Source organism: Roseibium aestuarii (assembly GCF_008477545.1).
Classification (GTDB): Bacteria; Pseudomonadota; Alphaproteobacteria; order Rhizobiales; family Stappiaceae; genus Roseibium; species Roseibium aestuarii.
Genome location: NZ_VORA01000003.1, coordinates 244,842 through 271,619 on the forward strand (window position 1 = coordinate 244,842; position 26,778 = coordinate 271,619).

24 protein-coding genes are annotated in these 26,778 nt (G+C 65.6%); 5 read left to right on the top strand and 19 right to left on the bottom strand.

Annotated features, from left to right (window positions below):
* Positions 1 to 203 precede the first annotated feature (203 nt).
* From FR728_RS14065 to FR728_RS14075, 3 genes are all read right to left on the bottom strand, one after another.
* Positions 204 to 2,147, bottom strand: coding sequence for a VHL beta domain-containing protein (locus FR728_RS14065; protein WP_149893354.1), 1,944 nt, complete (start codon positions 2,145 to 2,147; stop codon positions 204 to 206).
* Between the two features lie 144 nt (positions 2,148 to 2,291).
* Positions 2,292 to 2,849, bottom strand: a complete 558-nt coding sequence (locus FR728_RS14070; protein ID WP_149893355.1) for an ActR/PrrA/RegA family redox response regulator transcription factor — start codon at positions 2,847 to 2,849, stop codon at positions 2,292 to 2,294.
* Positions 2,850 to 2,926: 77 nt separating this feature from the next.
* On the bottom strand, positions 2,927 to 4,282 hold the full coding sequence (locus FR728_RS14075) for an ActS/PrrB/RegB family redox-sensitive histidine kinase (protein WP_149893356.1): 1,356 nt from the start codon (positions 4,280 to 4,282) through the stop codon (positions 2,927 to 2,929).
* Between the two features lie 216 nt (positions 4,283 to 4,498).
* On the opposite strand from FR728_RS14075, the gene secB reads away from it, so the two are divergent.
* The gene (gene secB, locus FR728_RS14080) at positions 4,499 to 4,984 is read left to right on the top strand and encodes a protein-export chaperone SecB (RefSeq protein ID WP_149893357.1); all 486 of its coding nucleotides are present in this window, start codon (positions 4,499 to 4,501) and stop codon (positions 4,982 to 4,984) included.
* A gap of 144 nt (positions 4,985 to 5,128) precedes the next feature.
* Here secB and FR728_RS14085 read toward each other — a convergent pair whose 3' ends face one another.
* From FR728_RS14085 to FR728_RS14135, 11 genes are all read right to left on the bottom strand, one after another.
* Complete coding sequence (locus FR728_RS14085) at positions 5,129 to 6,532, bottom strand: TRAP transporter large permease (RefSeq protein WP_149893358.1); 1,404 nt, start codon at positions 6,530 to 6,532, stop codon at positions 5,129 to 5,131.
* A gap of 11 nt (positions 6,533 to 6,543) precedes the next feature.
* Positions 6,544 to 7,164: a TRAP transporter small permease gene (locus FR728_RS14090; RefSeq protein WP_149893359.1), complete on the bottom strand. Its 621-nt coding sequence runs from the start codon at positions 7,162 to 7,164 to the stop codon at positions 6,544 to 6,546.
* A gap of 165 nt (positions 7,165 to 7,329) precedes the next feature.
* Entirely contained in the window at positions 7,330 to 8,337 is a 1,008-nt protein-coding gene (locus tag FR728_RS14095; protein WP_149893360.1) for a DctP family TRAP transporter solute-binding subunit, read from the bottom strand.
* 212 nt (positions 8,338 to 8,549) lie between these two features.
* The gene (gene sigJ, locus FR728_RS14100) at positions 8,550 to 9,527 is read right to left on the bottom strand and encodes an RNA polymerase sigma factor SigJ (RefSeq protein WP_149893361.1); all 978 of its coding nucleotides are present in this window, start codon (positions 9,525 to 9,527) and stop codon (positions 8,550 to 8,552) included.
* 1 nt (position 9,528) lies between these two features.
* A complete protein-coding gene (locus FR728_RS14105) occupies positions 9,529 to 9,963 on the bottom strand; it encodes a carboxymuconolactone decarboxylase family protein (RefSeq protein WP_149893362.1) in 435 nt (144 codons plus the stop codon).
* 92 nt (positions 9,964 to 10,055) lie between these two features.
* Entirely contained in the window at positions 10,056 to 11,408 is a 1,353-nt protein-coding gene (locus FR728_RS14110; protein WP_149893363.1) for a sigma-54-dependent transcriptional regulator, read from the bottom strand.
* Positions 11,409 to 11,459: 51 nt separating this feature from the next.
* The gene (locus FR728_RS14115) at positions 11,460 to 13,217 is read right to left on the bottom strand and encodes a sensor histidine kinase (RefSeq protein ID WP_149893364.1); all 1,758 of its coding nucleotides are present in this window, start codon (positions 13,215 to 13,217) and stop codon (positions 11,460 to 11,462) included.
* A gap of 39 nt (positions 13,218 to 13,256) precedes the next feature.
* Positions 13,257 to 14,351, bottom strand: a complete 1,095-nt coding sequence (modC, locus tag FR728_RS14120; protein ID WP_149893365.1) for a molybdenum ABC transporter ATP-binding protein — start codon at positions 14,349 to 14,351, stop codon at positions 13,257 to 13,259.
* Positions 14,344 to 15,009: a molybdate ABC transporter permease subunit gene (gene modB / locus FR728_RS14125; protein WP_244304653.1), complete on the bottom strand. Its 666-nt coding sequence runs from the start codon at positions 15,007 to 15,009 to the stop codon at positions 14,344 to 14,346. The genes modC and modB overlap by 8 nt, the downstream gene beginning before the upstream one ends.
* 96 nt (positions 15,010 to 15,105) lie before the next feature.
* Positions 15,106 to 15,897: a molybdate ABC transporter substrate-binding protein gene (gene modA, locus FR728_RS14130; protein WP_149893367.1), complete on the bottom strand. Its 792-nt coding sequence runs from the start codon at positions 15,895 to 15,897 to the stop codon at positions 15,106 to 15,108.
* 117 nt (positions 15,898 to 16,014) lie between these two features.
* Complete coding sequence (locus FR728_RS14135; RefSeq protein ID WP_149893368.1) at positions 16,015 to 17,634, bottom strand: GMC family oxidoreductase; 1,620 nt, start codon at positions 17,632 to 17,634, stop codon at positions 16,015 to 16,017.
* Positions 17,635 to 17,839: 205 nt separating this feature from the next.
* On the opposite strand from FR728_RS14135, the gene FR728_RS14140 reads away from it, so the two are divergent.
* The gene (locus FR728_RS14140; RefSeq protein WP_149893369.1) at positions 17,840 to 19,009 is read left to right on the top strand and encodes a hypothetical protein; all 1,170 of its coding nucleotides are present in this window, start codon (positions 17,840 to 17,842) and stop codon (positions 19,007 to 19,009) included.
* A 27-nt stretch (positions 19,010 to 19,036) separates the two neighbouring features.
* Here FR728_RS14140 and FR728_RS14145 read toward each other — a convergent pair whose 3' ends face one another.
* The 4 genes from FR728_RS14145 to rsmI all read right to left on the bottom strand — a co-directional run bounded on the left by FR728_RS14145 (position 19,037) and on the right by rsmI (position 22,329).
* A complete protein-coding gene (locus tag FR728_RS14145) occupies positions 19,037 to 19,774 on the bottom strand; it encodes a tellurite resistance TerB family protein (RefSeq protein WP_149893370.1) in 738 nt (245 codons plus the stop codon).
* A gap of 190 nt (positions 19,775 to 19,964) precedes the next feature.
* Positions 19,965 to 20,909 carry a glutathione synthase gene (gene gshB / locus FR728_RS14150; protein ID WP_149893371.1) on the bottom strand — a complete coding sequence of 315 codons (945 nt, stop codon included), beginning with the start codon at positions 20,907 to 20,909 and terminating at the stop codon, positions 19,965 to 19,967.
* 129 nt (positions 20,910 to 21,038) lie between these two features.
* The gene (locus tag FR728_RS14155; RefSeq protein ID WP_149893372.1) at positions 21,039 to 21,416 is read right to left on the bottom strand and encodes a YraN family protein; all 378 of its coding nucleotides are present in this window, start codon (positions 21,414 to 21,416) and stop codon (positions 21,039 to 21,041) included.
* A 4-nt stretch (positions 21,417 to 21,420) separates the two neighbouring features.
* Positions 21,421 to 22,329 carry a 16S rRNA (cytidine(1402)-2'-O)-methyltransferase gene (gene rsmI / locus FR728_RS14160; RefSeq protein WP_149893373.1) on the bottom strand — a complete coding sequence of 303 codons (909 nt, stop codon included), beginning with the start codon at positions 22,327 to 22,329 and terminating at the stop codon, positions 21,421 to 21,423.
* A 311-nt stretch (positions 22,330 to 22,640) separates the two neighbouring features.
* Here rsmI and FR728_RS14165 point away from each other — a divergent pair, with 311 nt between their 5' ends.
* Both FR728_RS14165 and coaBC read left to right on the top strand, forming a co-directional pair.
* Positions 22,641 to 23,870: a penicillin-binding protein activator gene (locus tag FR728_RS14165; protein WP_341872937.1), complete on the top strand. Its 1,230-nt coding sequence runs from the start codon at positions 22,641 to 22,643 to the stop codon at positions 23,868 to 23,870.
* A 50-nt stretch (positions 23,871 to 23,920) separates the two neighbouring features.
* Complete coding sequence (gene coaBC / locus FR728_RS14170) at positions 23,921 to 25,147, top strand: bifunctional phosphopantothenoylcysteine decarboxylase/phosphopantothenate--cysteine ligase CoaBC (protein WP_149893374.1); 1,227 nt, start codon at positions 23,921 to 23,923, stop codon at positions 25,145 to 25,147.
* A 17-nt stretch (positions 25,148 to 25,164) separates the two neighbouring features.
* On the opposite strand, the gene FR728_RS14175 is transcribed toward coaBC, so the two are convergent.
* A complete protein-coding gene (locus FR728_RS14175) occupies positions 25,165 to 25,977 on the bottom strand; it encodes a DODA-type extradiol aromatic ring-opening family dioxygenase (protein WP_149893375.1) in 813 nt (270 codons plus the stop codon).
* 269 nt (positions 25,978 to 26,246) lie between these two features.
* Between FR728_RS14175 and dut the strand changes: the two genes are divergently transcribed.
* Positions 26,247 to 26,696, top strand: a complete 450-nt coding sequence (gene dut, locus FR728_RS14180) for a dUTP diphosphatase (protein ID WP_188318909.1) — start codon at positions 26,247 to 26,249, stop codon at positions 26,694 to 26,696.
* Positions 26,697 to 26,778: the final 82 nt, after the last annotated feature.

Consider the following 26,778-nt stretch of genomic DNA (forward strand, 5'->3'; position numbering starts at 1 on the left):
GGAGTGCGAGCTTCCGAGAGATCGACCAATTCTTGAAGTTCATGGTGGGAACCCTTGTCATTATTTGGCGCAAGGGTACGTGTGGAAATATAATGAAATAATTAAAACATGCCTATGTATCAATAATTTTAAATCGTCCAGATACACCGGCAGGTATACCCATCAGAGGTAATACGTAAGTATTTTTTGCAACCAAAGAGTACTTATTGAGCCAGACAGTATACATCCTGCGCGCCGGGTCGACTCCAGGTTGTGCTGCGCTCCTGGCCCTGAAAGGCAAAGGCACCTTCCGCATAGAGGAAGTTCGTCCCTGCAGAAATGCGCGGCAGGGTCACCGGATATTGTCCCATCTCCGCCACCGTCACCCGGTCTCCTCCGGCCGAGAAGCTGACCTGAAGATCCGCTCCCCCCGTGCAGAGGTAGTTGACCAGGGGGCCGCCCGCGGAGGTCGAAGAGACGGGCGCTGGCTGCCAGGAAGCGTTGGGTCCGAGGGAACGGCCGCCGCCGATGTCGCCGGGAGGAATGGGGCCGGCCGGACCTCCGAAGCCGTCGATGCTGCCGGGCTGCGACCAGCCGTCACCGCCCGCTGGAGCGCCGAAACCGGGCTGGACCGGCGCCGGTGCCCTTCCCCCGGAAATCACCACTTCCCTGTAGGGCGTGCGCGACACATAGATGCCGAGGCAGGGGCCGTTGCTCTCGCGCACGAGCCAGGCATGGCTGACATAGGTCGGCTGGTTCAGCACCTGTCCGGGCTGAAGTGTCGCGAAATACTGGGCCGCGCCGTCATAATCGATCCAGTTCACATCCACCGGGCGTCCGCCGTCATTGCGGAAGATGATCTCGCCATTGCGCTCGGCTTCCAGCGAACGGATGCGTCCGGCTTCGGTACAGGACACATCCGCCTGGGCAATCAGGTTTCCGCCCGCAGCGCCGGGCAGAAGGGCGGGATCTTCACCGACGATCTTCTGAGCTTCGGCGCAGGTGGCCAGGAACAGGCGCACGGGCGTGGCGCTGCCCTTCAGCGACACGGAATAGGCGGGCGTTCCCTGCACCTGGATCGTGAGCTGGCTCTCCTTGATCATCGCCTGCCACAGCGGGTCCGTCATGGGCAGGGCGATCTGGGGGAATGACTGGCCATACTGGTTGTTTCGGCTGGACCCCACGGCGGAATAGGACATGGAGAACCCGCCGGCGTAAATCGATACCGGTTCGGTCTTGCCTTCGCTGGTGCTGGCCGAGGTCTGGGCAAAGACGATGGTGGCCTGACCGGATTGGGTCAGGCAGGCGGCGCGGAAGTCGATGTCATCCGTCCCCGGTACCCCGTGGGTCAGGTAGCTCTTGTCGTCCGGAATGTTGCCGGGTTCGGCCTGCCATGTTCGGTTCTCAGACCCTGAGATGATCACAGTCTGACCGCCGGTCGCCGCAGCAGGCGGCTGGCCGCCGTCGCGATGGCGGTTGAGGCTCTCGCCCACGATGGACGACAGGTCGGAGCCACCCTCCGGCTTTTTCGTCGTCTCCAGGGTCCCAGAAGGCTCAAGCGGCTTGAGCGCCGCGCCATTTGCGGGCTTGTCGGCTCCCCGGGCGCTTCCGGAGGCTCCGGACGTCGGAGCCTGGACCTGGGTCTGGGCCTGAGCAGCAGGTGCCGACGGAGACGTTGCCGGTGACGCGGTGGAGCTGCTAGCGGCACTCTTGGAGCCCGAGTTGCTCGCGGCCGTGCCGGCAATCGGTGCGGGGCCGGTGCCGTTGATCACCCGCGCCGCACCCGGACGGCCGTCATCCTCCACGTCCACGACCAGCGTGCCGCCGGAGCAGATATTCGCGTCCCGGTTCAGAACCCGGCTGTTTTCGAGCGTGACCTGGAGTTTCACGTCGCAGGGCGGGGCGGAAGACGAGCTGCCAAGGGCGTCGATCACCACACCGGTGTCATCCCGGCTGATCACCGGGCGATAGCGGCCGTCCAGCGTCACGGCGCGGATGCCGGGCTTGGGCGGATTGACCTCGATGCGGAGCGTCTCGGGTGCCCCTTGCGCAAGGGTAGCCACCGGCGCCAGCAACCCGGTCGCGAGCAGTGTGGTCGCCAGGGCGAGCCCGCAGGCATGGCGGGTCGAAAGGCGGGTCTGTCTTGCGCGAGCGGTCAGCGGCCGCATGGGTACCTCCGGAGGGGTCGTCCGTTTTCAGGATAGGGCGTCAGTTAGATAGGCAAATCGACGCAAATAGGGCAAGGCCCGGAAGGGACCTTTGTCCGCTTGCCGTGAAGATGGCCCTGTGCGGGCGACGGTCCTGGGAGCCGTTCAGCGCGGGGCGCGCTTGGCGAGGATGCGCTGCAGGGTGCGGCGATGCATGTTGAGCCGGCGGGCGGTTTCCGACACGTTGCGGTCGCACAGCTCGTAGACCCGCTGGATATGCTCCCAGCGCACCCGGTCGGCGGACATGGGGTTTTCCGGCGGCGGAGCCTTCTCGGCGCTCTGGTTGGCAAGGGCCGCGACGATGTCGTCCGGATCGGCGGGCTTGGCGAGATAGTCCACGGCGCCGAGCTTCACGGCGGTCACCGCGGTGGCGATGTTGCCGTAGCCGGTGAGGATGATGGCGCGGGAGTCCGGGCGCACCTGACGGATTGCCTCGATCACGTCCAGACCGTTGCCGTCATCCAGCCGCATGTCCACGATGGCAAAGGCGGGAGCACGGCCCTGGATGCGCACGCGCGCCTCGGTCAGACCGTCGGCGGTTTCCACTTCGAAGCCGCGCTTTTCCATGGCGCGGGCAAGGCGCTGCTGGAAGGCCTTGTCGTCGTCCACGATCAGAAGCGACTTGTCTTCGTAATGTTCCAGTCCCGGTGCTTGATCGGTCATCGGCCCGTTCCCGTTTTGTCGTGTCTACGCTTCCAGGCGGTCGGCGGATCTTTGCAGAAGCGTTCCCGAGGGGGTCCTCAGGTCGGATTGTCGAGATCCTGCGGTTGCTTATGGCCGGAAAACCCGTAAGCGTCCACCTGTTCCTTGGCCTCGATTGTCGCACGTGGCCACGTCACGCGGATCGAAGCGCCCGTTGCGGGAGGGGACCGGTTCTCGATGAAGAGCTTGGCGCCCGTGCGCTCCAGCAGGGTCTTGGCGATGAAGAAACCGAGCCCCAGGCCACCTCCGGTTTCCCGGTTGCGGCCGCGCCGGGTGACATAGGGATCGCCGATCCGGGCCAGCAGGTCCGGCGTGAAGCCCGGTCCGTCATCCCGGATGGTGATGGTCAGGGTCCGGGCGTCCCACTGGGCCAGGATCTCGGCCTTGTCATTGGCGAAGTCGACGGCATTTTCCAGAAGGTTTCCAAGCCCGTAGCGGATCGCGGCATTGCGGGTTCCGACAGGCTCCGGCCCGTCCCCGGCCCCTTCGACCACGATCTCCACGCCGAAGCCCCGATGTGGATCGGCCACTTCCTCCATCAGCTGCGACACGGACATGCGCTGGTAGGTGCTGTCCTCGTCGCTGGAAAGCGAGGTGAGCCGCCGCAGGATCGCCTTGCAGCGCTCGGCCTGTTGCCGGATGAGCAGGATGTCGTCCTTGCGGTGGTCGCCGTCCTCGAACTCGTCGGTCATTTCCTTGGCCGCGAGCAGGATCGTGGCCAGCGGCGTCCCCAGTTCGTGGGCCGCGGCGGTTGCCAGCCCGTCCAGGGCATTCAGATGCTGCTCGTTCTGCAGCACCAGCTCTGTGGCGGCCAGGGCGTCGGCCAGCTTGCGGCCTTCGTCGGCCACCTTGAAGGCATAGGTGGACATGAAGCCGAGGGTGAGCACGAGCGCCAGCCACACCCCGATCACATAGACCGGGGGCTGGGAAAACCCGACCTCTCCCGGCCAGGGCAGGGGAAAATGCGACACGGTCAGGAAGCTGGCGGCGAAGGTTGCAAGCGCCCCGAGCGCCAGCGTGTACCAGGCCGACAGGGCCGTGGCGGAAACCATGACCGGAGCCAGCAGCAGGAAGGCAAAGGGGTTGCCGAGCCCGCCCGTCAGATAGAGCAGCCCGCTGAGCTGGAGAATGTCATAGGCGAGCTGGAGGGCGGCCGCCTTCTCCGACACCCGCACGGCCGCCGGCGAGCGGATCTTCAGGAACACGTTGATCCAGGCCGACAGGGCCACCAGCGAGAAGGCGAGCCCCACCGGAAGGGGATAGTCCAGGCCGATATGCACGATCAGCAGCGCCGCCGTCTGTCCGGCCACCGCCAGCCACCGCAGGCGCACCAGGGTGTCGAGCCGGAGCCGGCGGGAGGGGCGGGTGACGCGGAAGGCGGTGTTGTCCATCATCCTGTCGTTGTGCGAGGGATTTGCCCCCGAGACAAGGGCGATCTTTGGCGCATCCCTGTCCGCTTGCTCTTGTCGCGGCGGGCCGCAAATGCTAGCCAACCTTCATGCTGGGCAAAGGGCAACGCGGGCCCGGTGCCAGGTGGGGCTCCCCCGAGGGATCTCTCGAAAGAAGCGCCGCCGACGAAACCCGCGAAACGCGAAACGGAATGAGTGACGATGACCGATACCAATGACGCCGGCGCGCAGCCGCAGGCAGGATCCGCGCCCGCAGCACCGGGTCTCAACATCCTCGGACAGTACATCAAGGACCTGTCCTTCGAAAATCCGAACGCACCGCGCTCCCTGCAGCAGGGCGAGCAGCCGAAGCTCGACATCAACGTCAATGTGAACGCGCAGCCCCTGGGCGAAGGTCAGTTCGAAGTGGTCCTGACCCTGACCGCCAAGGCCGAGCGTCCGGACATGGTGATGTTCAACGTCGAACTGGTTTATGCTGGTCTGTTCCGCATCACCAACGTGCCGCAGGAACACATGCATCCGTTCGTGATGATCGAGTGCCCGCGCATGCTCTTCCCCTTCGCCCGCAACGTGCTGGCCGAGGCAACCCGCAACGGTGGCTTCCCGCCGCTGCTGCTCGATCCGATCGATTTCGCCCAGCTCTACCGCCAGAACATGGCGCAGGCTGCGGCCCAGAAGCCGAACTGAGCCCTTCGCTCGCAGGCTTTTGCAACTGACAGAAAGGCCGTGGCATCCGCCGCGGCCTTTTTCCTTGCCCAGCTTTGAGCGGGCGCATGCAAAAAGGCCGGAGCACTGGCCCGGCCTTTCGTTTTCTGAGATGCCTGACCGACCCTATCGGTTGGTGATGATTTCCGGTCCCATCAGGCTGTAGGGCAGCCAGGTGGACAGCGCGGGCACATAGGTCACCAAGATCAGGAAGAGGAAGAGGATCAGCACGAAGGGCGCTGCCGCCTTCACCACCTGCACCAGGCTCATGCCCGTGATCCCGGAGGTCACGAAGAGGTTGAGCCCGATGGGCGGGGTGATCATGCCGATTTCCATGTTCACCACCATGATGATGCCGAGATGGATCGGATCCACGCCCAGCTCCATGCCGATCGGGAACACCACCGGCGCCACGATCAGCAGCAGGCCCGACGGCTCCATGAACTGGCCGCCCAACAGCAGCAGCAGGTTGACCGCGATCAGGAAGGTGAACCAGTTGAAGCCGGCATCCAGCATCAGGTCGGTGATGGCCTGCGGAATGCGCTCGGAAGTCAGCACATGGGCAAAGAGCAGCGCGTTGACGATGATGAACATCAGCATGATCGTCGTCTTGGCCGCATCCGTCAGCACCTTCTTCGTGTCGGCGTGAACGCAGGCCGGGAAGAAGTAGATGATGGACATGGCCACGTTGCGCAGGATGGCGGCCGGGATGCTTTCCCCGTCCTTGCGCATCGGCACGTCTTTCAGCGGTCCCATGTCGCGATAGATGAAGATCGCGATCAGATAGGCATAGACGGCCGCAACCGCTGCGGCTTCGGTCGGGGTGAAGATCCCGCCGTAGATCCCGCCCAGGATGATGACGATCAGCAGCAGGCCGAACGCCGCCTCACCGGCCGCACCCGCGATCTCGCCGAAACCGGCGAAGGGCTGCTTCGGCATGTTCTTCATGCGGGCGTTTATGTAGATGGCGATCATCAGCATGAAGCCGGCAACCAGACCCGGAATGACCCCGGCCAGGAACATGCGGCCCACGGAAACGTCGGTCGCCGCCGCATAGACCACCATCACGATGGACGGCGGGATCAGGATGCCGAGGGTGCCCGCATTGGCGATGACGCCAGCCGCGAATTCCTTGGTGTAGCCGACCTGACGCATGCCCGCGATGGCAATGGTGCCGATGGCGACCACGGTTGCCGGAGACGAGCCGGACAGGGCGGCAAAGAGCATGCAGGAGAAGATCGCCGCGATGGCCAGACCGCCGCGCACATGGCCCACGCAGGCGATGGCGAAGCGGATGATGCGGCGTGCCACGCCCCCGGTCGACATGAAGGCCGAGGCCAGGATGAAGAACGGGATCGCCAACAAGGTGTAGTTCTGCGACGCGGTGAACAGCTGCAGCGCGACGGAGGAGATGCTGTCGTTCGAGAAGAACGCGATGGCCAGAACGCTGGAGAGGCCCAGCGAGATGGCGATGGGCACGCCGAGGAACAGGAATCCCAGGACGAGAATGAAGAGGACTGCGGCTTCCATGGATCTCTACCTCAATCCTTCAGGATGTCTTTGTTTTCGGCAACGAGATCTTCCGCCTCATGGGCGGCGATCATCATTTCCCGCTCGCCGCGCATGATCTGCCAGGCTGCCTGAGCGCAGCGATAGGCAAAGAGCGCGAGCCCGACCGGCAGGATGAGATAGGCGATCCAGCGCTGCACCCGCTCCTTCGTGCCGAAGGTCTCGATGATGAAGTCCGGATAGCGCAGGTCGTCCAGGCCGATGCCGATCTTGAACATCTTCTGCCAGTAGTCGATGGCGCCGCCCCTGGCCTCGATGCCGAAGAACTGCAGCCAGTCGGCCTGCAGCAGGATGACCGCATAGGCCACGCCGCATAGGGCGCCAAAGACCGCGACCGCGCGGAACATCGGGCGCGGGAAGAGACGGATCACCGCGTCCACGCCCAGATGGGAGCCGATCTTCACGCCGTAGCTCATGCCGAAGAGGATCAGCCACGCAAAGAGGATGCGCGTGAATTCCAGGGCGCCGCCCCAGCCGGAATTGAAGCCGTAGCGGGCCACGACCTGGGTGAAGGAAACAAGGGTCATGGCAGCAAGGAGCAACGCCAGAACGTTCTCCTCAAACCGCGTGACCCAATCATCGACACGTTTCATGACACATCCCCCGCAGGCGCAACGCTCAGGCGCCGCGCCGTTCAAGTTCTTGATCGTTTGATTGTTCTGTCCCGAAGCGGAAGGCCGCGGCCGATTTCGGCGGCGGCCTCCCTTCAGGTTCGCTTTTGGGCCGGTGCGGCCCGGTGACCGGGCCGCGAGGCGCCCTTAGTTGGTGGTGTTCGATGCCACGGCGGCGTCGATCAGGTCGGTACCGATGTCGCCTTCGAACTTGGCCCAGACCGGCTTCATGGTGTCGACCCATGCCTTGCGCTGGTCGGCGTCGAGGGTGCGGATGGTGGCTCCGGTTTCCTCGATGCGCTTGCGGTTGTCGGCTTCCTGGGACGCAACGCTGGCGTTGGCAGCGGCGGTCACTTCATCGCAGATCGCCAGGAACTGGGTCTTGACGTCTTCATCCAGGCTGTTCAGCCACTCGTCCGAGGTGACGAGCAGATAGGCCAGCAGCTGGTGGTTGGTTTCGGTGATGCCGTCCTGCACTTCGAAGAACTTCTGGGTATAGATGTTCGACCAGGTGTTTTCCTGACCGTCCACGACGCCGGTCTGCAGCGCGCCATAGACTTCCTTGAAGGCCAGCTTCTGGGCGTTGGCGCCAAGAGCTTCGATCATGGCCACGGCCACGTCGGAGGTCTGCACGCGGAACTTCAGGCCATTGGCGTCGGTCGGTGCGAGCAGCGGCTTGTTGGCCGAGAACTGCTTCAGACCGGAGCTCCAGTAGCCGAGACCCATGAAGCCGTAGTCGGTCATGGAGCCCAGCAGGCCCTTGCCGGCTTCGGACGTGGTGAAGCGCTCGACGGCATCCAGATCCTGGAACAGGAACGGCAGGTCGAAGAGACGGAACTTCAGCGTGTAGGCTTCGAACTTGGAGAGGGACGGAGCGGCCAGCTGGACGTCGCCGAGCAGGAGGGCTTCCATCACCTTGTCGTCATCGAACAGCTGGGAGTTCGGGAACACCTGCATGCAGGCCTTGCCGTCCATTTCCTTGTTGACCCGGTCGGCCAGCATGGTGGCTGCGTCGCCCTTCGGGTGGCCGGTAGCGGCAACCACGTGGCTGAACTTGATGACGATTTCACCGTCGTCGCAGGACTCGGTGGCCTGTGCGTTGCCGGCGAAGGCGAGGGTGGCCGCGGTGGCTGCGGCGAGCATGAGCTTCTTCATGAAATGTCCTCCCAGACATTATCTTATGAATCCTCCCGGACCGGGAGCGGTCCGGCGCCCTGAGGAAGAGCGTGAGCCCAAGTTTGCAACGCCCGTGCCAAGCCTCGAAAAAAAACGCGAAGCCGCGGAACCGCAGGCATTCCGGTGCATTCTCCTCATGCCCCTCGCATCAACCCGATGCACCCCTGGGTCGGAATCGACACACATCCCCCTCACCTGATGTGTCGATTCCGACCCATCCCTTTTGCGGCCGGCATGGTGTCCGCACAAATCTCCTCCAATTCGATCAGACCTGCCTTGCCGAGCGAGCCATATCGGCGACGCAGGCGCTGCAGCTTGTCCGGATTGCGCGTGATGTAGATCCTGGACAGCGTCCCGGCCCCGTCCCAATCTAGGGACACCGCGGCAATGACGCCCGACCCCTTCGTGACGAGAATTCCCGCAAGCCCGTTCATCTGACATGGCGTCAGCGTGAACTCCCGCCAGTTGGGCGCAAGGGCCCTTTCGATGAAGGGCAGAACCCTTTCCGGGCCATGCAGGATGCGACGTGCAGCAATCACCTTGCCGCCGCCGTCTGCGTGAAGCTGGATGTCCGCGCTGAGCAATCGATCCAGTCCGGTCGTCGATCCGGTGGTCAGCGCCGCTTCAAAGGCTCTCAGAAGCTCCATCTGCCGCATCTCTTCCGGTCTCGCCCTGACCCGCTCTTCCCCGATGTGCCGTCTGGCCCGGGCAACAAGCTGGCGGCAGGCCGGCTCTGTCAGGCCCAGGGTTTCGGCCACCAGCGGATAGGGCTGGGAGAAGATTTCGCGCAACAGATACGCCGCACGTTCCTTTGCCGTCAGGCGCTGCAAGAGAAGCAGGAAGGCTGTCGACAGGGTGTCTGCCAGCTGGTGCGCTTCTTCCGCCGTGTCCTGCGTGACGGTTTGCAGAGGCTCCGGCAGCCAGGGGCCGACGTAGTCCATGCGCTGTCGCGCACCGGATTTCAGGATATCGAGACAGCGGTTCGTGCAGGCGGTCGTGAGCCACGCAGCGGGAACCTTGATCGCCTTTCGATCCGCGCGAAGCCAGCGCATGTAGGTGTCCTGCACGGCATCCTCCGCGTCCGCAGACGAGCCGAGCAGGCGATAGGCCAGCCCCAGCAACCTGGGGCGGGCTTCTTCGAACAGTCGCGCATGACGTGGCAGGGTCATATCAGTGCTTCGAGACCTGGATCCGGTTCCACATGTTGATCATGGCGACAGCGACGGTGACGACGCTGATCTGATTGTCCGAGAAATGCTCGCGCAGGGCCGCCCGCAGGGGCTCATAGTCCGCCGCAGGTTGCAGGACCGTCAAGGCTTCGGTCCAGGCGAGAACCGCCCTCTCGGCCGGGGTGAAATCCTTCACGTGGCGCCACACGATCAGGCGGCCAAGACGCTCCTCGGTTTCTCCGGCCGCAACCGCTTCCTTCAGATGCATGTTCACGCAATAGGCGCACTGATTGATCTGGGAGGCGCGCAGCGAGATGAGGGGGAAGAGCGTCGCCGGCAGATCGGCCGAGGCCATCAGATCATAGACCGATACCAGGCGGCTGAAGATTTCCGGCGTCACTCGTTCATAGGCAACAGGGTTCGAAAGCGCGTTCATGGGCTTATTCTCCAGGGTGAAAACTTGCTTGCACCCTGATGACGATCGGCGTTTCGCGCCTGTGACACCGATGTTGCTCTTTTCTCGTGCCGTTAGGTTTCGTCCTTGCTGAGGCCGTATTTTCGCATCTTCTCGTAAAGCGCCTTTCGCGACAGGCCGAGCCCCTCGTAGGTCGCCTTGATCGAGCCTTCGTTGCGGGCGAGCGCTGCCTCGATCAGGGCCTTCTCATAGGCCGCCACCTGATCGAAGAGACTGTCCGGCCCCTGGCCTTCGCCCGGACCGGGCCCGTCGGCCTCATCATCCGCGACGCCGCCTTCCAGACCCAGCACGAAGCGATCCGCCACATTGCGCAACTCGCGCACATTGCCAGGCCAGGGGCGCGAGGCCAGCTCCGCCAGATAGGCGGGGGCCACATCCGGGATCTCGCGGCGGTAGCGGGCCCGGGCTTCAACGGCAAGGTGTTGGAACAGCAGCGGAATATCCTCCAGCCGGTCGCGCAGGGGCGGGATCGGTACGGTGACCACATTCAGCCGGTAGAACAGGTCGAGACGGAACCGCCCTTCCCGGCCGGCCTGCTCCAGGTTCTCCTTGGTCGCCGCAATGAAACGCACGTCCAGCTCGATGGACCTGTTGGACCCGAGACGCTCGATGCTGCGGGTTTCGATCACCCGCAGCAGCTTGACCTGCAATTCCAGCGGCATGGACTCGATTTCATCGAGAAACACCGTGCCACCATGGGCATATTCCAGCTTGCCGATGCGCTGGCCGCTGGCGCCTGTGAAGGCCCCCTTCTCGTGGCCGAAGAGCTCGCTCTCGATGATTTCCGCAGGCAGTGCGCCACAGTTCAGCGCCACGAAGGGCTTGCCCTTGCGCGGCCCCTCGTCGTGCAGGGCGCGGGCGACCACATCCTTGCCAGACCCGGTTTCCCCAAGGATCAGCACGTCCGCGTCGGTGGGCGCGAGCGCCAGCACGGTTCGGCGCAGGCGTTCCATGGCGGCAGAACGCCCCACCAGCCGGCTTTCCAGCCCGCTGCGGTCGGCCAGATCCTCGCGCAGGATGCGGTTTTCCAGAACCAGCCGCCGTTTCTCGATGGCGCGTTCGGCGACGGAGGCCAGATGGGCGACGGAGAAGGGCTTCTCCATGAAGTCATAGGCCCCGGCGCGCATGGCTTCGACTGCCAGCGGCACGTCTCCGTGTCCGGTGATCAACACCACGGGCAGGGCCGGATCGATCTCCATGGCCTTGCGCATGACCTCGAACCCGTCCTGCCCCGGCATGCGGATGTCGGTGACCAGAACCCCGTAGAAGCCCCGGTTCACATGCTGCAACGCCTCGTCCGCCTGGGAGGTGGCGATCACCTTGTGCCCGGTGAGCTCAAGCCCCTGCGCCAGGGAGCGGCAGAGGTCGGCTTCGTCATCCACCAGCAGAACACACGCCTGATCCATTCCATGTCATCCCTGCAGGCGGCCGGAGCCGCAGTCTGTCGAACGTGCCGATCACGCCGCCGGCGCTTGATCCGCCTCGGTCTTGCCCGCCGCCCACGGGCCGCCCGAACGGGGCAGGCGCATGGAAAAGCGGGCGCCTCCCAGCGGCCCGTCTTCCAGGACCAGCGATCCGTTGAAATCGTGCACGATCTTATAGGCAATCGACAGCCCGAGCCCAAGGCCCGCGCCGGTTTCCTTTGTGGTGAAAAACGGCTCGAAGATCTGCGGCCGGATATTTTCCGGCACGCCGGCGCCCGTATCGTCCACCGTCACGAGCGCATGGGGCCCGTCCGCGGTGACGGTCAGCACCACCCGGGGCGGCTGGCCGGAGGCATCGCGCGCGGCCCGTGCCGCATCCACCGCGTTGGACAGAAGGTTCACCAGAACCTGTTCCAGACGGATCTTGCCGCCATAGACCACGATCGGTTCCTGGGGCATGCGGATCACCAGCTCCGTTTCGGTCCGCTTGACCTGCGGCCGCAGCAGAAGGGCTGCTTCCTCCGCCACCTGGGCGAAGTCCACCGGCCGCACATCCGTCCCGGCCTTGCGGGTGAAACCCTTCAGGGTGCGGGCGATCTCGGCCATCCGGTCGACCATGGCGCCGATCCGCTGGAGATTGCCGACCGCTTCCCCGGCCCGGCCGCGCACGATCAGCATCTCCGCCACATCCGCGTCGGATCGGATGGCCGCGAGCGGCTGGTTGTACTCATGGGACAGGGAGGCGGACATTTCTCCCAGCGTGGCCAGCTTCGCCGCCTGAACCAGCTCGGCCTGCGCCTGGCGCAGATGTTCCTCGGCCCGCTGCCGGTCCTGAACTTCCTGCTGCAACTGGGCATTGGCCTGGCGCAGGGCGGCCGTGCGATGCAGCACCTTGCGCTCCAGCCGCAGGGCTTCTGCCCTCTGGCGACGTCCGCGCTGCGCCTGCGCCTCCCAGCGGGCGGCGAGCATGAACAGCAGGCCGCCCAGGATGACGCAGAGCAGGACCGCGATCAGCATGGCGCGCCAGACTTGCGACAGGCTCTCCGACTGGTCGGCGAGGGCATGAACCTCCCAGCCGAGCACGGGCAGCTGCCGCACGATGTGCAGGGGATTGCCGCTCGTCACCTCGGAGATCAGACGCCCGCGCCAGTCGGGCCGGTTGGAGACCAGGATCCGCCCGTCCGCATCCGTGGCGGCCAGCGGCACCTTGGTCAGCGCCCAGGCCTGTTCCACCGGCGCCAGCGGGACCCGCACGGCCAGCACGCCGACGAGGCGGTTTTCAACCCGGATCGGAGAGGCAAAGACATAGCTTGGCGGGCGGGAGGGCGAGCCGGGCAACAGCTGGCGGCCCAGTTGCCCCTGTGCGGCCTCGGCAAAGGCCTTGTCGATCATGCGGTTGCCGTCGGCCATGACCGCAAGGTCATCCGACAGGCTGGAGGCGATCGGCCGGCCTCGGGAGCTCAGGAACCAGACCTCTTCCGCCCCCGCCATGCCGGCGGCGATGGCAGCCACCCGCTTGCCCACCTGTTCGTCGATGAAGAGCGCCACCGCTTCCGCATTGGTGGAGCGGGCGACGACAGGCGCCAGAACGCGGAACTTCTCCAGATGGCTTTCCAGAATGCCGGCCTGCACCTGCAAGCCGGCGCTGACCCGGGTTTCCAGATCGCTGCGCAGGAAACGGGAGCTGGTTTCCGCCGTCAGCCAGACGCTTCCGGCGGACAGGGCCAGAAACAGACCGATGACGATCAGACGGATGCGACGGGTGCGCCGTCGCCGGGTGAAGCGGTTCATGGTTGCGGACTATATCAGGCTTTGCGCGGGCTCACGATCTCAGGCCGTGAGATTGGCCCGCTGACGGCGTTCGATGGCCACGCTCTTGATCATGAGAAAGATCGGTGTGCCCGGTGCCAGCGCCAGATCATGGGCCGAGGCCCGGGTGATGCGCGAGCGCAGGGTCTGGTCTGCCACCCGGCAGACCACTTCTGCATAGGGTCCGGTCTCCAGGCTCACGTCCATGATTTCTCCCTGCAGGATGTTGCGGATGCTCACCCCGTCCGGCCGCTCCCGGGCCAGCGCCACGTCCCTTGCGCGGATGCGCAGGCGCATCTGATCCCCGGCTTTCAGCGAAGGATCCGGGATCTGGATCACTTGCCCTGCACCGATGTCCACATGGGCGAGGCCCCAGGTCTCGTCGGCCAGACTGACCGTGCCTTCCACCAGAGCCCCGGCCTCATGCCGTCCTGTGGCGCTGCCCAGGTCGACGCGGGCCATGATGTCGGCCACCGGGCCATGGGCGAGAACCCGGCCCGCGCTGACGATCACCAGCGTTTCCGCCAGCCGCGCCACTTCCTCCATCGCATGGCTCACATAGACGATGGGAATGTTGGCTTCCTGCCGCACCCGGTCGAGATAGGGCAGGATGTCGGCCTTGCGGCCCTGATCGAGCGAGGCAAGGGGCTCGTCCATCACCAGCACTTGCGGGTCGGACAGAAGCGCACGGCCGATGGCGACGCGCTGCCTTTCCCCTCCCGAAAGATGCGCCGGCTTGCGTTTCAGCAGGTGTCCGATGCCGAGCAGCTCCACCACCTCGTCCAGCGAGCGGGTTGCGGCCCGTCCCCCCGCCCAGCGGGCGAAGGTCAGGTTGGAAGCGACCGAGAGATGGGGGAAGAGCCTTGCGTCCTGAAACACCTGACCCACCCGCCGCGCGCGGCTGGGAAGATCGATGCCGCGCGCGCTGTCGAAGACCACCTGGTCCTGGATGACGATCCGTCCGCGCGCCGGCCGCACGAGCCCGGCGATCATGTTGGCAATTGTCGTCTTTCCGGCGCCCGATTGTCCGAAAAGGGCGGTGACACCCGCCCCGCCGGAAAAGTGGGCGTCCAGATCGAAGGCGCCGAGCGTGCCCGTGACATCCACCTCAAGCATCGCGACCCTCCAGCCGGGTCCGCATCTGCCGGGCCCAGAGTTCGGAGAGGATGAGGGCCGCAAAGGCCACGGCGGCGGAGATCAGGGTCAGGCGCAGGGCAGGTCCCTCGCCGCCCGGCGATTGCAGGGAGGTGTAGAGGGCAAGCGACAGGGTGCGCGTCTCGCCGGGAATGTTCGAGACAAAGGTGATCGTGGCGCCGAACTCGCCCATGGCCTTTGCAAAGCCGAGCACCGCCCCGCCCAGAATGCCCGGAAGGGCAAGTGGCAGGGTGACCACGCAGAAGGTGGTGAGGCGCCGGGCGCCGAGCGACGCGGCCGCCTGATCCAGCCGCGGGTCAATGGCTTCGAAGGACAGGCGGATCGGTCGCACGATGAGCGGAAAGGCCATGACCCCGGCGGCCACCGCGGCCCCTTGCCAGGTGAAGGCCACCGTCCAGCCGAACCAGTCGGACAACAGGCTGCCGATGGGGCCCTTGCGGCCGAGGGCAAGCAGAAGCAGATAGCCCGTGACCACGGGCGGCAGCACCAGCGGCAGGTGGATCAGCGCATTCACCAGCCCATGTCCGGGAAAGCGATGGCGCGCGAGCAGCCAGGCGCAGCCGATGGCCAGAGGCACCGCAACCGCCAGGGCCACGCAGGTGACCCGCAGGGTCAGCATCAGCGCTTGCGTTTCTGCCGGTTGCAGGAAATCCAAGTGAACGCCCCTCCCGATGGCCTTCGTCGTGCCCGTGCCGCTGTGGTGCAATGCGGCGTCTCAGCGCCCATTCAGCGTCAGAAACCCCTTGGATTCAAGTATTTTCACCGCCTCTGGTGAGGTCAGGAAGTCGAGGAAAGCGCCCGCCTCGGGCTGGGCCTCCGGGGTCACGGCGGCCGGATAGGTGATGGGCGTGTGGGAGTCGTTCGGCAGCGTGGCCAGGACCCGCACACCCGGCTCGATCACCGCGTCGGAGCCATAGACCACGCCAAGCGGCGTTTCCCCGCGTGCCACCGTGGCAAGGGCAACGCGGACATTGTCCATCGGTGCGAGGCGAGGCTCCAGCGCGGACCAGTATCCAAGCGTCTCGAACGCCTGACGGGCATAGCGCCCGGCTGGAACGCTCTCCGGCTCGGCTATGGCCAGCCGTCCCGTTCCGAGCGAGCCCAGCACCGCATCCAGTGTCAGGGGGGCGGCCAGGGGCTCAGCTTCGGGCGCTCCCACAAGAACCAGCGCGTTGGCTGCGATTTCGACGATGCTGTCCGCTGCGACCGTGCCCTGCTCCTCTGCATGATCCATCCAGGCCTGATCGGCCGAGACAAAGAGATCGGCCGGTGCGCCTGCGTCGAGTTGACGGGCCAGCGTGCCCGTGCCGGCAAAGGAGAACACCGGTGCCGGGTGCCCGGCCCGCGCCCAGGCCGCGCCGATCTCGGTGAGTGCATCCGTCAGGCTTGCGGCCGCGAGGATCGTCAGCGGTTCCTCCGCCCGGGCCGCGCCGCCATTCGGCTGACCGGTCCAGAGGGCCGTGAGGACAAAAGTGAGGATGGCAAGGGGGCGGGAGTGTTTCAGCATGGTCTCGACCGATATGTCTGACCGAACATATCGATGCTGGCCGCCCCCGGCGCAAGCACCAGCCCCGGCCGCACCCCTGAAAACTTTGAAGCCGGGAGCATGTCGTCAGCCATGTCTCTAGCGCCCCGCACCCGCGCGACGGTCTTCCCGCATCATCTGCGCGCCCTTCTCGGCGATCATGATGGTCGGAGCATTGGTGTTGCCGGAGGTGATCGTCGGCATGATCGAGGCATCGATCACTCTGAGCCCCCTTACCCCGTTCACCTTCAGCCGGCCATCGACCACCGCGCCGTCATCCGCCCCCATGCGGCAGGTGCCGACGGGATGGAAGATCGTCGTGCCGATGGCGCCCGCAGCCTTTGCCAGATCCGCGTCGGAGGTAAGATCCGGCCCCGGCAGATATTCCTCGGGGCTGTGGGCGGAGAGCGCCGGGGCCGACATGATCCGCCGTGTCAGGCGAATGGCATCGGCCGCGACCCGGCGGTCCGTCTCGGTGGAGAGATAATTCGCAAGGATTTCCGGCTGGACCGACCGGTCCGAAGATGTGATGTGCACATGGCCCCGGCTTTCCGGGCGCAGGTTGCAGACGCTGGCGGTCAGCGCCGGGAACGGGTGCAGCGGATTGCCGAACTTGTCCAGCGACAAGGGCTGGACGTGATACTCCAGATTGGCCGTGGCAAAGGAGGAGTCCGACTTGGCAAAGGCGCCGAGCTGACTGGGCGCCATGGACATTGGTCCGCGTCGGCGCAGCACATAGTCCATGCCGATCCGGGCCTTGCCGAACCAGGAATTCGCCAGTGTGTTCAGGGTCAATGCGCCACGAACCTTGAAGATCGTGCGCAGCTGCAGGTGATCCTGCAGGTTCTCGCCCACCTGCGGCAGGGCATGAACCGTGTCGATGCCGACCGCAGACAGCACGTCCGGCCGGCCGATGCCGGAGAGTTCGAGCAGCTGCGGCGAGCCGATGGCCCCGGCGGACAGCACCAGTTCCCCGTCGATGCTCACCCGGGCCGCTGCCCCCTTGACCGTGAGCTCCAGCCCTGCGGCGCGCCCGTCCTGCAAGAGGATCCGGCTGGCCTGGGCTTCTGTCAGCACCGTCAGATTCGGCCGCTTCATGGCCGGGCGCAGGAACCCCTTGGCCACGTTCCAGCGGATGCCCGAGCGCTGGGTGACCTGGAAATAGGACGCACCTTCGTTGTCGCCCCGGTTGAAATCATCGATCTTCGGGATACCCGTCTGGGCGCAGGCCTCGCGGAAGGCATCGAGGATCGGCCAGGAGAGGCGCTGTTCTTCCACCCGCACCCCGCCGCCCTGCCCGTGCAGATCGTCGTTCCAGCGGTAATGGTCTTCCGACTTGCGGAAGAGGGGCAGCACGTCGTCCCAGCCCCAGCCGGGCAAGCCCTGCTGGCGCCAGCCGTCATAATCGGCGGCCTGACCGCGCATGTAGATCATGCCGTTGATGGAGGAACATCCACCGATCACCTTGCCGCGCGGATACATCAGCGAGCGGCCGTTCAGGCCCGGATCTTCCTTCGTGCGGAACCCCCAGTCCGTGCGCGGATTGCCCATGCAGTAGAGATAGCCGACCGGCACGTGGATCCAGATGTAATTGTCGTCCTTGCCGGCCTCCAGCAGCAGGACCTTCACCTCCGGGTCCTCGCTCAGCCGGTTGGCCATCACGCACCCGGCCGAGCCGGCGCCGACAATCACGTAATCGAAGGATCCGAGATCCCGCATGGTCTTCCTCCCCAAGGACTTTTACCGATTGGAGACATGGAAGCCCCTGTTCGGCAAGGCCGGTTCTGGAAAAGCTGTTCGGAAACTGCCGCAGAGCCTGTGGTTGCCGGAAACTCCATTTACGTAAAAATTACGGGGCTTTGCTAGGGTTTCGGCCAGCCGCGCCTCAGCGCGCGGCGTATGGGGTGAAAAAGGGGACTGGCCGGTGAATCCGCTTGCAACATTTGTCGAGGACACGTTCCGGGCGATCTGGTCCCGCGCCGTCCGGCTCTATTACCCCCAGCGCCATCTCATCGGCGGGTTCATCCTGCTGCTCTTCACGGTCATGACGGTGGCGGTGGTGAAGGTCTATCCGCTCTCCAACTGGGACATGTTCGCCTATACGGCGGCGATTCTGGAGGACGAGATCGACGACTCGGTCGCCCTGCACGACAAGGCCTATGCCCTGATGAAGGCCGATCTTTCGGAGGGCGAGTATCTGACCCTGACCCAGGACCGGGAATACCGCATCCGCCAGGCCGAGGATCCCCGCGCCTTCGCCACCATGATGGGCTTCTACGATCTCAAGCTCGGCTATGTGGAAACGGCCAGACTGCTGGCAAAGATGACGGATCCGGTCTCTGCCCTGCGCTGGATCTCCATCCTGTCGGCGGCGGCGACAGGCGTGCTGCTGATGCGGTGGCTGGCCCGCTACAAGCTGATGGGGGCCGGGCCCATCGTGGTTTCCATGCTGCTGGTCTGCGGCTTCGGCCCCATCGCGGCGCTGGTCACGCCGGACCTCTATGCGTCCTTCTTCCTGCTGCTCGCCTTCTATCTCTATTGCGAGAAGCACGATATTCCCGCTGCGCTCTGCCTGCTGGCGGCGCTCTTCATCCGGCCGGATCACTTGGCCTTCATCGGGGTCTTCTTCGTCTTCGCGCTGGTCTACGGGCCTCGCCGCCTGGTGATGACCGCCTGTTTCGCGGCGGCCTGCGCCGCCTACATGTTCATTCTGAAGGACGAAGGGCATCCGGGCTGGTGGGTCCACATGTGGTTCACCCATGTGGAATATGTTCCGACGCTCGAGGGTTTCAATCCGCCCTTCTCGCCACTGATCTACGTGCAGATGCTGGTGCGCTCCACCGTGCGCTCCCTCACCAACCAGACCTGGGTCGCGGTGCTCTTCGCGCTCGCGATCTTCCACGCCCGCTGCATCAACAAGCCGGCCATGCCGGAACGGCCGAAGGTGCTGCTCTATGCGATCTTCACCAGCATCATCGCCAAGTATTTCGTCTTCCCTCACTACGAGACGCGGTTCTATTTCCCCTATCTCATGGGCATGGGCATGATCCTGCTGGTGGCGCGCATGCGTCAGGACCGCGGCCTGATGAGCTGACGTCGGGCCGCGGCGCCCTGCAGGTCCTCAGCCGGCCAGCTGCGCCTCGCGCACGGCCAGCTCGATCTCGTCCACCAGCGCCGGATCCAGCTCCAGCCGCGCGGCAAGCATCTGCAGATAAGCCTTTTCGGCCGCATGGTCCGGATCGATGGCAAGCCGCGAGACCGCGTAGATCTCGGCCGCAGCCTCCGGTGTCGCGGCCGCCCGCACCACCTTGTCCAGATCCAGCGGCGCACGCAGCTCGTCCATGAGGAAGGCCTTGGCCTCGCTGTCGAGCCCGGCTTCGTCGATCTTGTCGAAGATCCGGGTCTGCTCGTCCCGGTCGATGTGCCCGTCGGCCTTGGCGGCCGCGATCATCGCGGTGAGCAGCGTCACGGCCATACCGCTCTCGCCCCCCGGTTGCCGGGCGGGATCGAAGCTGGTGCCCGCAGGGGCTTTCAGCGGCAGCGGGTCGGTTTGCGGGCGCGGCGCGCCCTGCTTCGAGGCGGAATAGTTCTGATAGGCCTTGTAGGCGAGGCCCGCGGCAAGCGCGAGACCGCCGTAGCTCACGGCCTTCTTGCCCAGCTTGCGGCCCGCCTTGCTGCCAAGCAGGATGCCGGCGAGCCCGCCGAGCGCCAGACCCTGCCCCTGTGAACCGAGGAAGTCGCGGCCCATGGACAACAGATCGTCCGCGCCGCCTCGAGACTTGGGCGAGGCGCCGTCCTGCCCGGCGGCACCGGCCGCGCCACCGAGAAACTGATCCAGAAGAGACTTGGCATCAAACATGGGAGGGTTCCTTATCTGTCGGACCTGATCTGGTCGTGTTTCCGGAGGAGGTGGGACCTCCGGCGGCCTGACGCAAGGGCCGCAGACACTTCGATACAAGTTGCCTGCGACAGAAAGACGAACGCGGACGGGTTCGGCTGAACCCGCCCGCGTCGAGAGCATCATGAGAGATGGGGCGGTCCGGGCTGCCTCAGCCCTTCACCTTGGCCTCCAGCACGTCCCAGACATGCGCGGCCACATCCGGTCCGCCGAGCCGCTTGACCGCGCGGATGCCGGTCGGGGCGGTGACGTTGATTTCCGTCAGGCGGCCGTCGATGACGTCGATGCCGACGAGGATCAGGCCCTTGGCCTTGAGCGACGGTCCGAGGCGGGCGCAGATTTCCCGTTCCTTGTCCGTCAGTTCGCTTTCCCGAGCCGCCCCGCCGCGCACCATGTTGGAGCGCAGGTCGCCTGCGGCGGGCACCCGGTTCACGGCGCCGGCGAACTCGCCGTCCACCAGCAGGATGCGCTTGTCGCCATGCTTCACGTTGGGCAGGAACTGCTGGATGACCCAGGGCTCGCGGAAGGTCGCGGCGAAGAAGTCATAGAGCGAGCCGTAGTTCAGATCGTCGGAAGTGATGCGGAACACGGCCGCCCCACCATGACCGAACAGCGGCTTCATGACGATGTCGCCATATTGCTCGCGGAACAGGTCGATCTCTGCCTTGTCGCGGGTAATCAGGGTCGGCGGCATCAGGTCGGAAAACTCGGTGACGAAGAGCTTTTCCGGCGCGTTGCGCACCTCGCGCGGGTCATTCACCACCAGGGTCTTGGGGTGGATCTTCTCCAGCAGGTGGGTTGCGGCGATATAGGCGAGGTCGAAGGGCGGGTCCTGCCGCATCAGCACCACGTCGATATCGGCCATGTTGAAGCGCTGCTTCTCGCCGAGGGTGAAGTGGTTGCCCTTCTCGTCGCGCACCTCGACCGGTTCCAGCGCGGCAAAGACATCCTCGCCCCACATGGCCAGCCGGTCCGGGGTGTAGTGATAGAGCTCATGGCCGCGGGCCTGGGCTTCCAGCATCATCGCGAAGGCGCTGTCGCCGGCAATGTTGATGGACGAGATATGGTCCATCTGGACCGCCACCTTGAGGGGCATGGGGGATCTCCGGGCAGATGGCGCGCGCCGATCGGGCACGCCGGGAATTGAGGAAGGACTGGTCCAGATATGCGGTCGCGGGTCGGCTTTGTCCAGAGCGACCGAGGTCGCAATCACGGGAGGAGCAGGTCAGTCGTGGGCGGGAAAGGCGTTCTCGATCCGCTCCGGCCAGCGCCAGGGCCGCACGATCATCACGTCGAAACGCAGGGTGTAGAAGACGGCTTTCGGATGTCCCGCGATGAAGTGGCGGGCGGCCTTGACGATCCGCCGCCGGGCTGTCAGCGTCACGGCTTCCAGGCCGGCCTCCCGGCTCCGGCGCGCCTTCACTTCGATGAAGGCCACCACCTTGCCCCGCTTGGCGATGAGGTCGATCTCGCCCGAGGGCGTCTTGTAGCGGCGCTTCAGGATGCGCCAGCCCGTGAGCCGCAGGGCCAGGGCGGCCCGGGTCTCGGCGGCTAGCCCCAGGCGATAGGCGCGGCGGCGGTTGGAAGTCGCATCCGCACCCATCGGCTCACGCCTCCCCCTGCGCCTTGAGCTCCAGCGCCCGCTTGTAGATCTCGTTGCGGTCGCCGCCGATTTCCTTTGCCACGGACTTTGCCGCGGCACTCACCGGCATGTCGGCAAGCGCCTGGCGCAGCAGTGTGTCGATGTCGTCGGCGCTGGCTTCTTCCGCTTGCCCCGGCGGCCCGACCAGGATGACGATCTCGCCCTTCGGCGCCTCGCCGGAAAAGACCTCGGCAAGTTCGGAAAGGGTCCCGCGCTCGAAGGTCTCGAAGCGCTTTGTCAGTTCCCGAGCGACCGAAGCCTCCCGGTCTGCCCCCAGTTCCTCGGCCATCACGGCAAGTGTTGCGCCCAGTCGCCGGGGGCTTTCATAGAAGACCAGCGTGCCGACGATGGATTTCAGCTCGTTCAGGCGGCTGCGCTTCTGCCCGTCCTTCTGGGAAAGAAAGCCGGCAAAGCAAACCGTGTCGCTGGGCAGTCCCGCGCCGACCAGACCGGCCAGCAGGGCCGAGGCGCCGGGGATCGGCACCACCTTGTACCCTTCGGCGACCACGTCCCGCACCAGCCGGTATCCCGGATCGGACACCAGCGGCGTGCCCGCATCGCTGACCAGCGCAACCGCTCCGCCTTCTGCCAGCACGGCCATAAGCTTCGGCCGCTGCTTGTCCGCGTTGTGCTCGTGATAGGGCAAGAGCCTTGCCTTGAGGCCGTAGCGCTGGGTCAGGATGCCCGTGACCCGCGTGTCCTCGCAGGCAATCACGTCGGCCGCGGCAAGCGTCTCCAGTGCGCGGATGGTGATGTCGCGCAGATTGCCGATCGGCGTCGAGACGATGTAGAGCGCGCTCTCCAGCGCAGGGGCGCTCAGGGCATGTTCCCCAAGAAAATAGCGGCGCGTCGTCTGGTGGTCGTCTGCGGTCATGGCCCTGTCCGGTCGGCATTCCTCGAGCCACGAGGCTCCTTGTTCCCCCTTAACCCGCTCGTGCAGGCGGGTAAAGGAAAAGCCTCCCCCGTTCCTCTGTCCTGCCTTCAAGGACGCACCAGGGAGAGACGCACAGGGACCCGAGAGGGTGTTTTAATTAACGACATTAATTTATTCCCGCGCCTTCCCGGGTTGGTTCGGCCGCAGAAACGCTTGAAAACGGGCGCAAGTGGGGTTCCCGGTTGCGGTCCCAGTGGACAGGGCGCCGATCAATTCGTTAAGTAATTCAAAAGGCGATCGAGGAGGCATCCGTGATTGAATTGAAAGCTCTGCGTGCGGCGCACTGGCTGAAGTCCGCCACCCGTGTCGGCTCCCGCAGCCTTGCGGCCCTTTCGGCCCTCGCGCTTGCCGGGTGCCTTGGCTCCAATCTCGGCTCCTATCCGGGAGATCAGATCAATGCGCCGGCCCAGCCCCAGGTGTCTGGCGAAGTCATCGGCACGGGCACCGTGCGGGTCGGCCTGCTGCTGCCCATGAGCGGTCAGGGAAGTGCTGCCTCCATCGCCTCGGTCTTCCGCAATTCCGCCGAGCTGGCCCTGAAGAACTTTCCCAACGCGGATATCCAGCTTCTGCTGAAGGATACCGGCGGCACCGCCGAAGGCGGACGGGCAGCTGCCCAGTCGGCCATCGCAGACGGCGCGGAGCTGATCCTCGGCCCGGTCTTCGCACCCGCCGTCGCAGGGGCCGCCGCCACGGCGCGCGCCTCTGGCGTGCCGGTCGTGGCCTTCTCCACCGACACGTCGGTTGCCTCGCGCGGCGTCTATCTGCTCAGCTTCCTGCCCCAGAGCGACGTGAAGCGGATCATTTCCCACGCTGCATCCCAGGGCAAGCGCTCCTATGCAGCGCTGATCCCGGGGGACTCCTATGGCGCGGTGATCGAGGCGGCCTTCCGTCAGGAAGTCGGCCGCACCGGGGGCCGCATCGTCTCCATCCAGCGCTACTCCACCGAAGGCGGCAGCACCGCGGATCTGACCGCCAAGGCCCAGGCTCTCTCCGGCGCCCTCAGTCAGGTCGACGCGGTCTTTATCCCTGCCGGCGGCCCGGTCCCGATCCTCGCCATGCAGACCCTGATGCAGCAGGGTGGCAATCTGGGCAACGTGACCCTGCTGGGCACCGGCCAGTGGGACAGCCGCGAGATCAAGTCCAGCCCGATCCTGGCAGGTGCCTGGTATCCGGGGCCGGAAGACACGGGCTATCAGGCCTTCGCGGGCCGCTATGCCCAGGCCTATGGTTCGCAGCCGCCGCGAAATGCCACCCTTGCCTATGACGGCGTGACTCTGGCCGCAGGGCTGGTGCGCTCAGCCGGGGCGCAACGCTTCTCCACCTCCGTCCTGACCAATCAGGACGGGTTCATCGGCATCGACGGCCTGTTCCGCTTCCTGCCGACGGGCGAGAATGAACGCGGCCTTGCGGTCTATCAGCTGACGGGAACCGGCGCGCAGCCGATTTCTCCGGCCCCGCGCGATTTCCGCTCGGGCACCTGACCCCCGCTGCCAGCCAGTCCCGGCCCACGGGCCCGCAGGAGTGATGAGACATGCTTCGAGATGCCCGCGTGGTGCTGATCCTCTCCGGAGGCATCGCGGTCTACAAGTCGCTCGACCTGATCCGGCGTCTGCGGGAACGCGGCGCCGTGGTCACGGCGATCATGACCTCCGGGGCGCAGCAGTTCATCACGCCGCTGGCCGTGGGCGCGCTCACCGGTCAGCCGGTCTATACCGAACTCTTCGACCGGGAGGCCGAGCAGGACGTGGGGCACATCCGCCTCGCCCGCGATCACGACCTGATCCTGGTGGCCCCTGCGACCGCCAATCTCATGGCCCGCATGGCCAATGGTCTGGCGGATGATCTCGCGACGGCCGTGCTGCTGGCCACCGACAAGCCGGTGCTCATGGCCCCTGCCATGAACCCGAAGATGTGGGATGCCCCCGCGACCCGCCGCAACCATGCCACCCTCATCGGCGATGGCGTGCAGTTCATCGGCCCGAATGCCGGCGAAATGGCCGAAAGCGGCGAGGCAGGTGTCGGCCGCATGGCCGAACCGCTGGAAATTGCCCGCGCCGCCGCAGCACTCCTGCGCAAGGTGAAGGGGCCGGTTGGCCCTCTGGCAGGTCGCAAGGTGCTGATCACCGCCGGTCCGACCCACGAGCCCATCGATCCGGTGCGCTATATCGCCAACCGCTCCTCCGGCAAGCAGGGCTATGCGATTGCCGCCGCCGCGGCCGCTGCGGGTGCCGAGGTCACGCTGGTCAGCGGCCCGGTGTCCCTTGCCGATCCGGACGGGGTGACGGTCGTGCGGGTGGAAAGCGCGCGCGAGATGCTGACGGCCGTGGAAGCCGCCCTGCCCGCCGATGTGGCGATCATGGCCGCCGCCGTGGCCGACTGGCGCATGGCCGAGGATGCCGCCCAGAAGATCAAGAAGGACGGGTCCGGCAAGCCGCCGACCCTTCAGTTCGCCGAGAACCCGGACATTCTGGCCACGCTCGGCCATCATGCGGCCCTGCGGCCGCGCCTGCTGGTCGGCTTCGCGGCGGAAACCCAGAACGTGCTCGACAATGCGGCGTCCAAGCTGACCCGCAAGAACGCCGACTGGATTGTCGCCAATGACGTCAGTCCTGCGACCGGCATCATGGGGGGCGACCGCAACACGGTGCATCTGGTGAGCCGGGACGGGGTGGAAGACTGGCCGGATCTCGCCAAGGGTGAGGTGGCGACCCGCTTGGTCGAGCGGATCGCCTTTGCGCTCGGTGCGCGGGACGCCTGAACGCCCCGCGGGGTCGATCAGGCCGCGAGGGCGTCGACCCTGGCGTCGAACTGCCAGTAGCTCATGCTGATCGAGCCATGCGAATAGCTGCGATGGAGCAATTGCGGCGCGGGGGCATGCCCTTCGGCGTCGGCGGCAGCGCCCATCGCGAAGAAGAGGGGCAGCAGATGTTCCTCGGTCGGATGGGCGCGACGGAAGTCCGGACGCTCCGTGAGATCCGCGAAGCTGCCGATCGTGCCTGTGGCCAGTCCCTCGTCGAGATAGGCATCGAACCCTTTCGCCCAGCCGGGGGCTGGCGCGCCCTCGGGAGCCAGCTCGCGCAGATTGTGGACCGTTCCACCGGACCCGATCAGGAGAACGCCTTGCTCCCGCAGGGGGGCAAGTGCCCGACCGATAGCAAAGATTTGCTCCGGCGTGCTGTCGTGGGGCACGGAGACCTGAACCACCGGCACTTCCAGCTTCGGGAAGACCAGCGACAGGGGAACCCAGGCGCCGTGGTCCAGACCCCAGCCGCTGTCGCGGCGATAGGTCAGGCCTGCGCCTTCAAGCCGTGATGCGACTGCGCCGACCAGCTCGTCCGTCGCTTCGGCCGGATATTGGATCTCGAACAGGGCCCGGGGAAATCCGCCGAAGTCATGGATCGTTTCCAGCGGCCCCGGCGCATTGATCCGAAGCCCCGCCGTTTCCCAATGCGGGGACATGATGACGATGGCGCGAGGCGCGGGCAGATCGGCTCCGAGCGCGCGCAGGAAGTCATGGGCGGGAATGGGGGTCAGCGCCAGCATGGGGGAGCCATGCGCAAGGAACAGGGTGGGAAGGGCGGTGGACATGATGACAATCCTTGTGTCGGGCGCGGTCGGCGGTCCGTGCCGCGTCCTGCGCTCCTGCAGTGTTGCCCTCAATCTGCGCCCCGGAGACGCCCTTCGGAAGCCCACAAAACCGAATATGGTCGTTCATCAATAGTGAACAGTATTGTCTCCCGTTGCGGCATTGGTCACCGCTTGGGCGGTGGGGACGTGCGGGACGGATCCCGCTCTGTCTTGACAAATCCGGAGCGCCAACGTCTGAAGGGCGAAACCGCAGTCACATGAGGAATGCCATGACCGTCCGGCTCGAATTCAAGAAACTCCCCCACGGCGCCGACCTGCCGCTCCCGCGCTACCAGTCCGACCTGGCCGCCGGGCTTGATCTTCTGGCGGCGGTTGAAGCTTCGGTGGTGCTGGAGCCGGGCAAGCGGGCGCTTGTCCCCACCGGCCTGTCCATGTCCCTGCCCGCCGGCTTTGAGGGTCAGGTGCGCCCGCGCTCGGGTCTCGCCGCCAAGAACGGCGTCACCGTGCTGAACACGCCCGGCACCATCGACGCGGATTATCGCGGCGAGGTGAAGGTCATCCTGATCAATCTCGGCGACGAGCCCTTCGTGATCGAGCGCGGCAGCCGCATCGCCCAGATGGTGATCGCCCCCGTTCTCCAGGCCGAGATCGTGGAAGTGGAAGAGCTTTCCGAAACGGCACGCGGAACCGGTGGTTTCGGCTCGACCGGCACCGCCTGAGAAAACAATATTCCTCGCAATTTTCGGCAATCCCCTTACATTCGGGGTCAGTCGAAAGAGCGGGTGCGGGTGGGCGCTTGCG

What these genes read in the sequence shown, in the direction of transcription:
- FR728_RS14095 (WP_149893360.1), bottom strand. Translation starts at nt 8,337, where the DNA reads ATGAAGAAGCTCATGCTCGCCGCAGCCACCGCGGCCACCCTCGCCTTC.
- modB (WP_244304653.1), bottom strand. Translation starts at nt 15,009, where the DNA reads ATGCTGACCCTGCGGGTCACCTGCGTGGCCCTGGCGGTTGCGGTGCCT.
- FR728_RS14175 (WP_149893375.1), bottom strand. Translation starts at nt 25,977, where the DNA reads ATGTCCACCGCCCTTCCCACCCTGTTCCTTGCGCATGGCTCCCCCATG.
- gshB (WP_149893371.1), bottom strand. Translation starts at nt 20,909, where the DNA reads ATGCCCCTCAAGGTGGCGGTCCAGATGGACCATATCTCGTCCATCAAC.
- dut (WP_188318909.1), top strand. Translation starts at nt 26,247, where the DNA reads ATGACCGTCCGGCTCGAATTCAAGAAACTCCCCCACGGCGCCGACCTG.
- FR728_RS14155 (WP_149893372.1), bottom strand. Translation starts at nt 21,416, where the DNA reads ATGGGTGCGGATGCGACTTCCAACCGCCGCCGCGCCTATCGCCTGGGG.
- FR728_RS14145 (WP_149893370.1), bottom strand. Translation starts at nt 19,774, where the DNA reads ATGTTTGATGCCAAGTCTCTTCTGGATCAGTTTCTCGGTGGCGCGGCC.
- FR728_RS14075 (WP_149893356.1), bottom strand. Translation starts at nt 4,282, where the DNA reads ATGATGGACAACACCGCCTTCCGCGTCACCCGCCCCTCCCGCCGGCTC.
- secB (WP_149893357.1), top strand. Translation starts at nt 4,499, where the DNA reads ATGACCGATACCAATGACGCCGGCGCGCAGCCGCAGGCAGGATCCGCG.
- FR728_RS14065 (WP_149893354.1), bottom strand. Translation starts at nt 2,147, where the DNA reads ATGCGGCCGCTGACCGCTCGCGCAAGACAGACCCGCCTTTCGACCCGC.
- FR728_RS14105 (WP_149893362.1), bottom strand. Translation starts at nt 9,963, where the DNA reads ATGAACGCGCTTTCGAACCCTGTTGCCTATGAACGAGTGACGCCGGAA.
- FR728_RS14135 (WP_149893368.1), bottom strand. Translation starts at nt 17,634, where the DNA reads ATGCGGGATCTCGGATCCTTCGATTACGTGATTGTCGGCGCCGGCTCG.
- FR728_RS14085 (WP_149893358.1), bottom strand. Translation starts at nt 6,532, where the DNA reads ATGGAAGCCGCAGTCCTCTTCATTCTCGTCCTGGGATTCCTGTTCCTC.
- modA (WP_149893367.1), bottom strand. Translation starts at nt 15,897, where the DNA reads ATGCTGAAACACTCCCGCCCCCTTGCCATCCTCACTTTTGTCCTCACG.
- FR728_RS14070 (WP_149893355.1), bottom strand. Translation starts at nt 2,849, where the DNA reads ATGACCGATCAAGCACCGGGACTGGAACATTACGAAGACAAGTCGCTT.
- modC (WP_149893365.1), bottom strand. Translation starts at nt 14,351, where the DNA reads ATGCTTGAGGTGGATGTCACGGGCACGCTCGGCGCCTTCGATCTGGAC.
- FR728_RS14110 (WP_149893363.1), bottom strand. Translation starts at nt 11,408, where the DNA reads ATGGATCAGGCGTGTGTTCTGCTGGTGGATGACGAAGCCGACCTCTGC.
- FR728_RS14115 (WP_149893364.1), bottom strand. Translation starts at nt 13,217, where the DNA reads ATGAACCGCTTCACCCGGCGACGGCGCACCCGTCGCATCCGTCTGATC.
- FR728_RS14090 (WP_149893359.1), bottom strand. Translation starts at nt 7,164, where the DNA reads ATGAAACGTGTCGATGATTGGGTCACGCGGTTTGAGGAGAACGTTCTG.
- sigJ (WP_149893361.1), bottom strand. Translation starts at nt 9,527, where the DNA reads ATGACCCTGCCACGTCATGCGCGACTGTTCGAAGAAGCCCGCCCCAGG.
- coaBC (WP_149893374.1), top strand. Translation starts at nt 23,921, where the DNA reads ATGCTTCGAGATGCCCGCGTGGTGCTGATCCTCTCCGGAGGCATCGCG.
- rsmI (WP_149893373.1), bottom strand. Translation starts at nt 22,329, where the DNA reads ATGACCGCAGACGACCACCAGACGACGCGCCGCTATTTTCTTGGGGAA.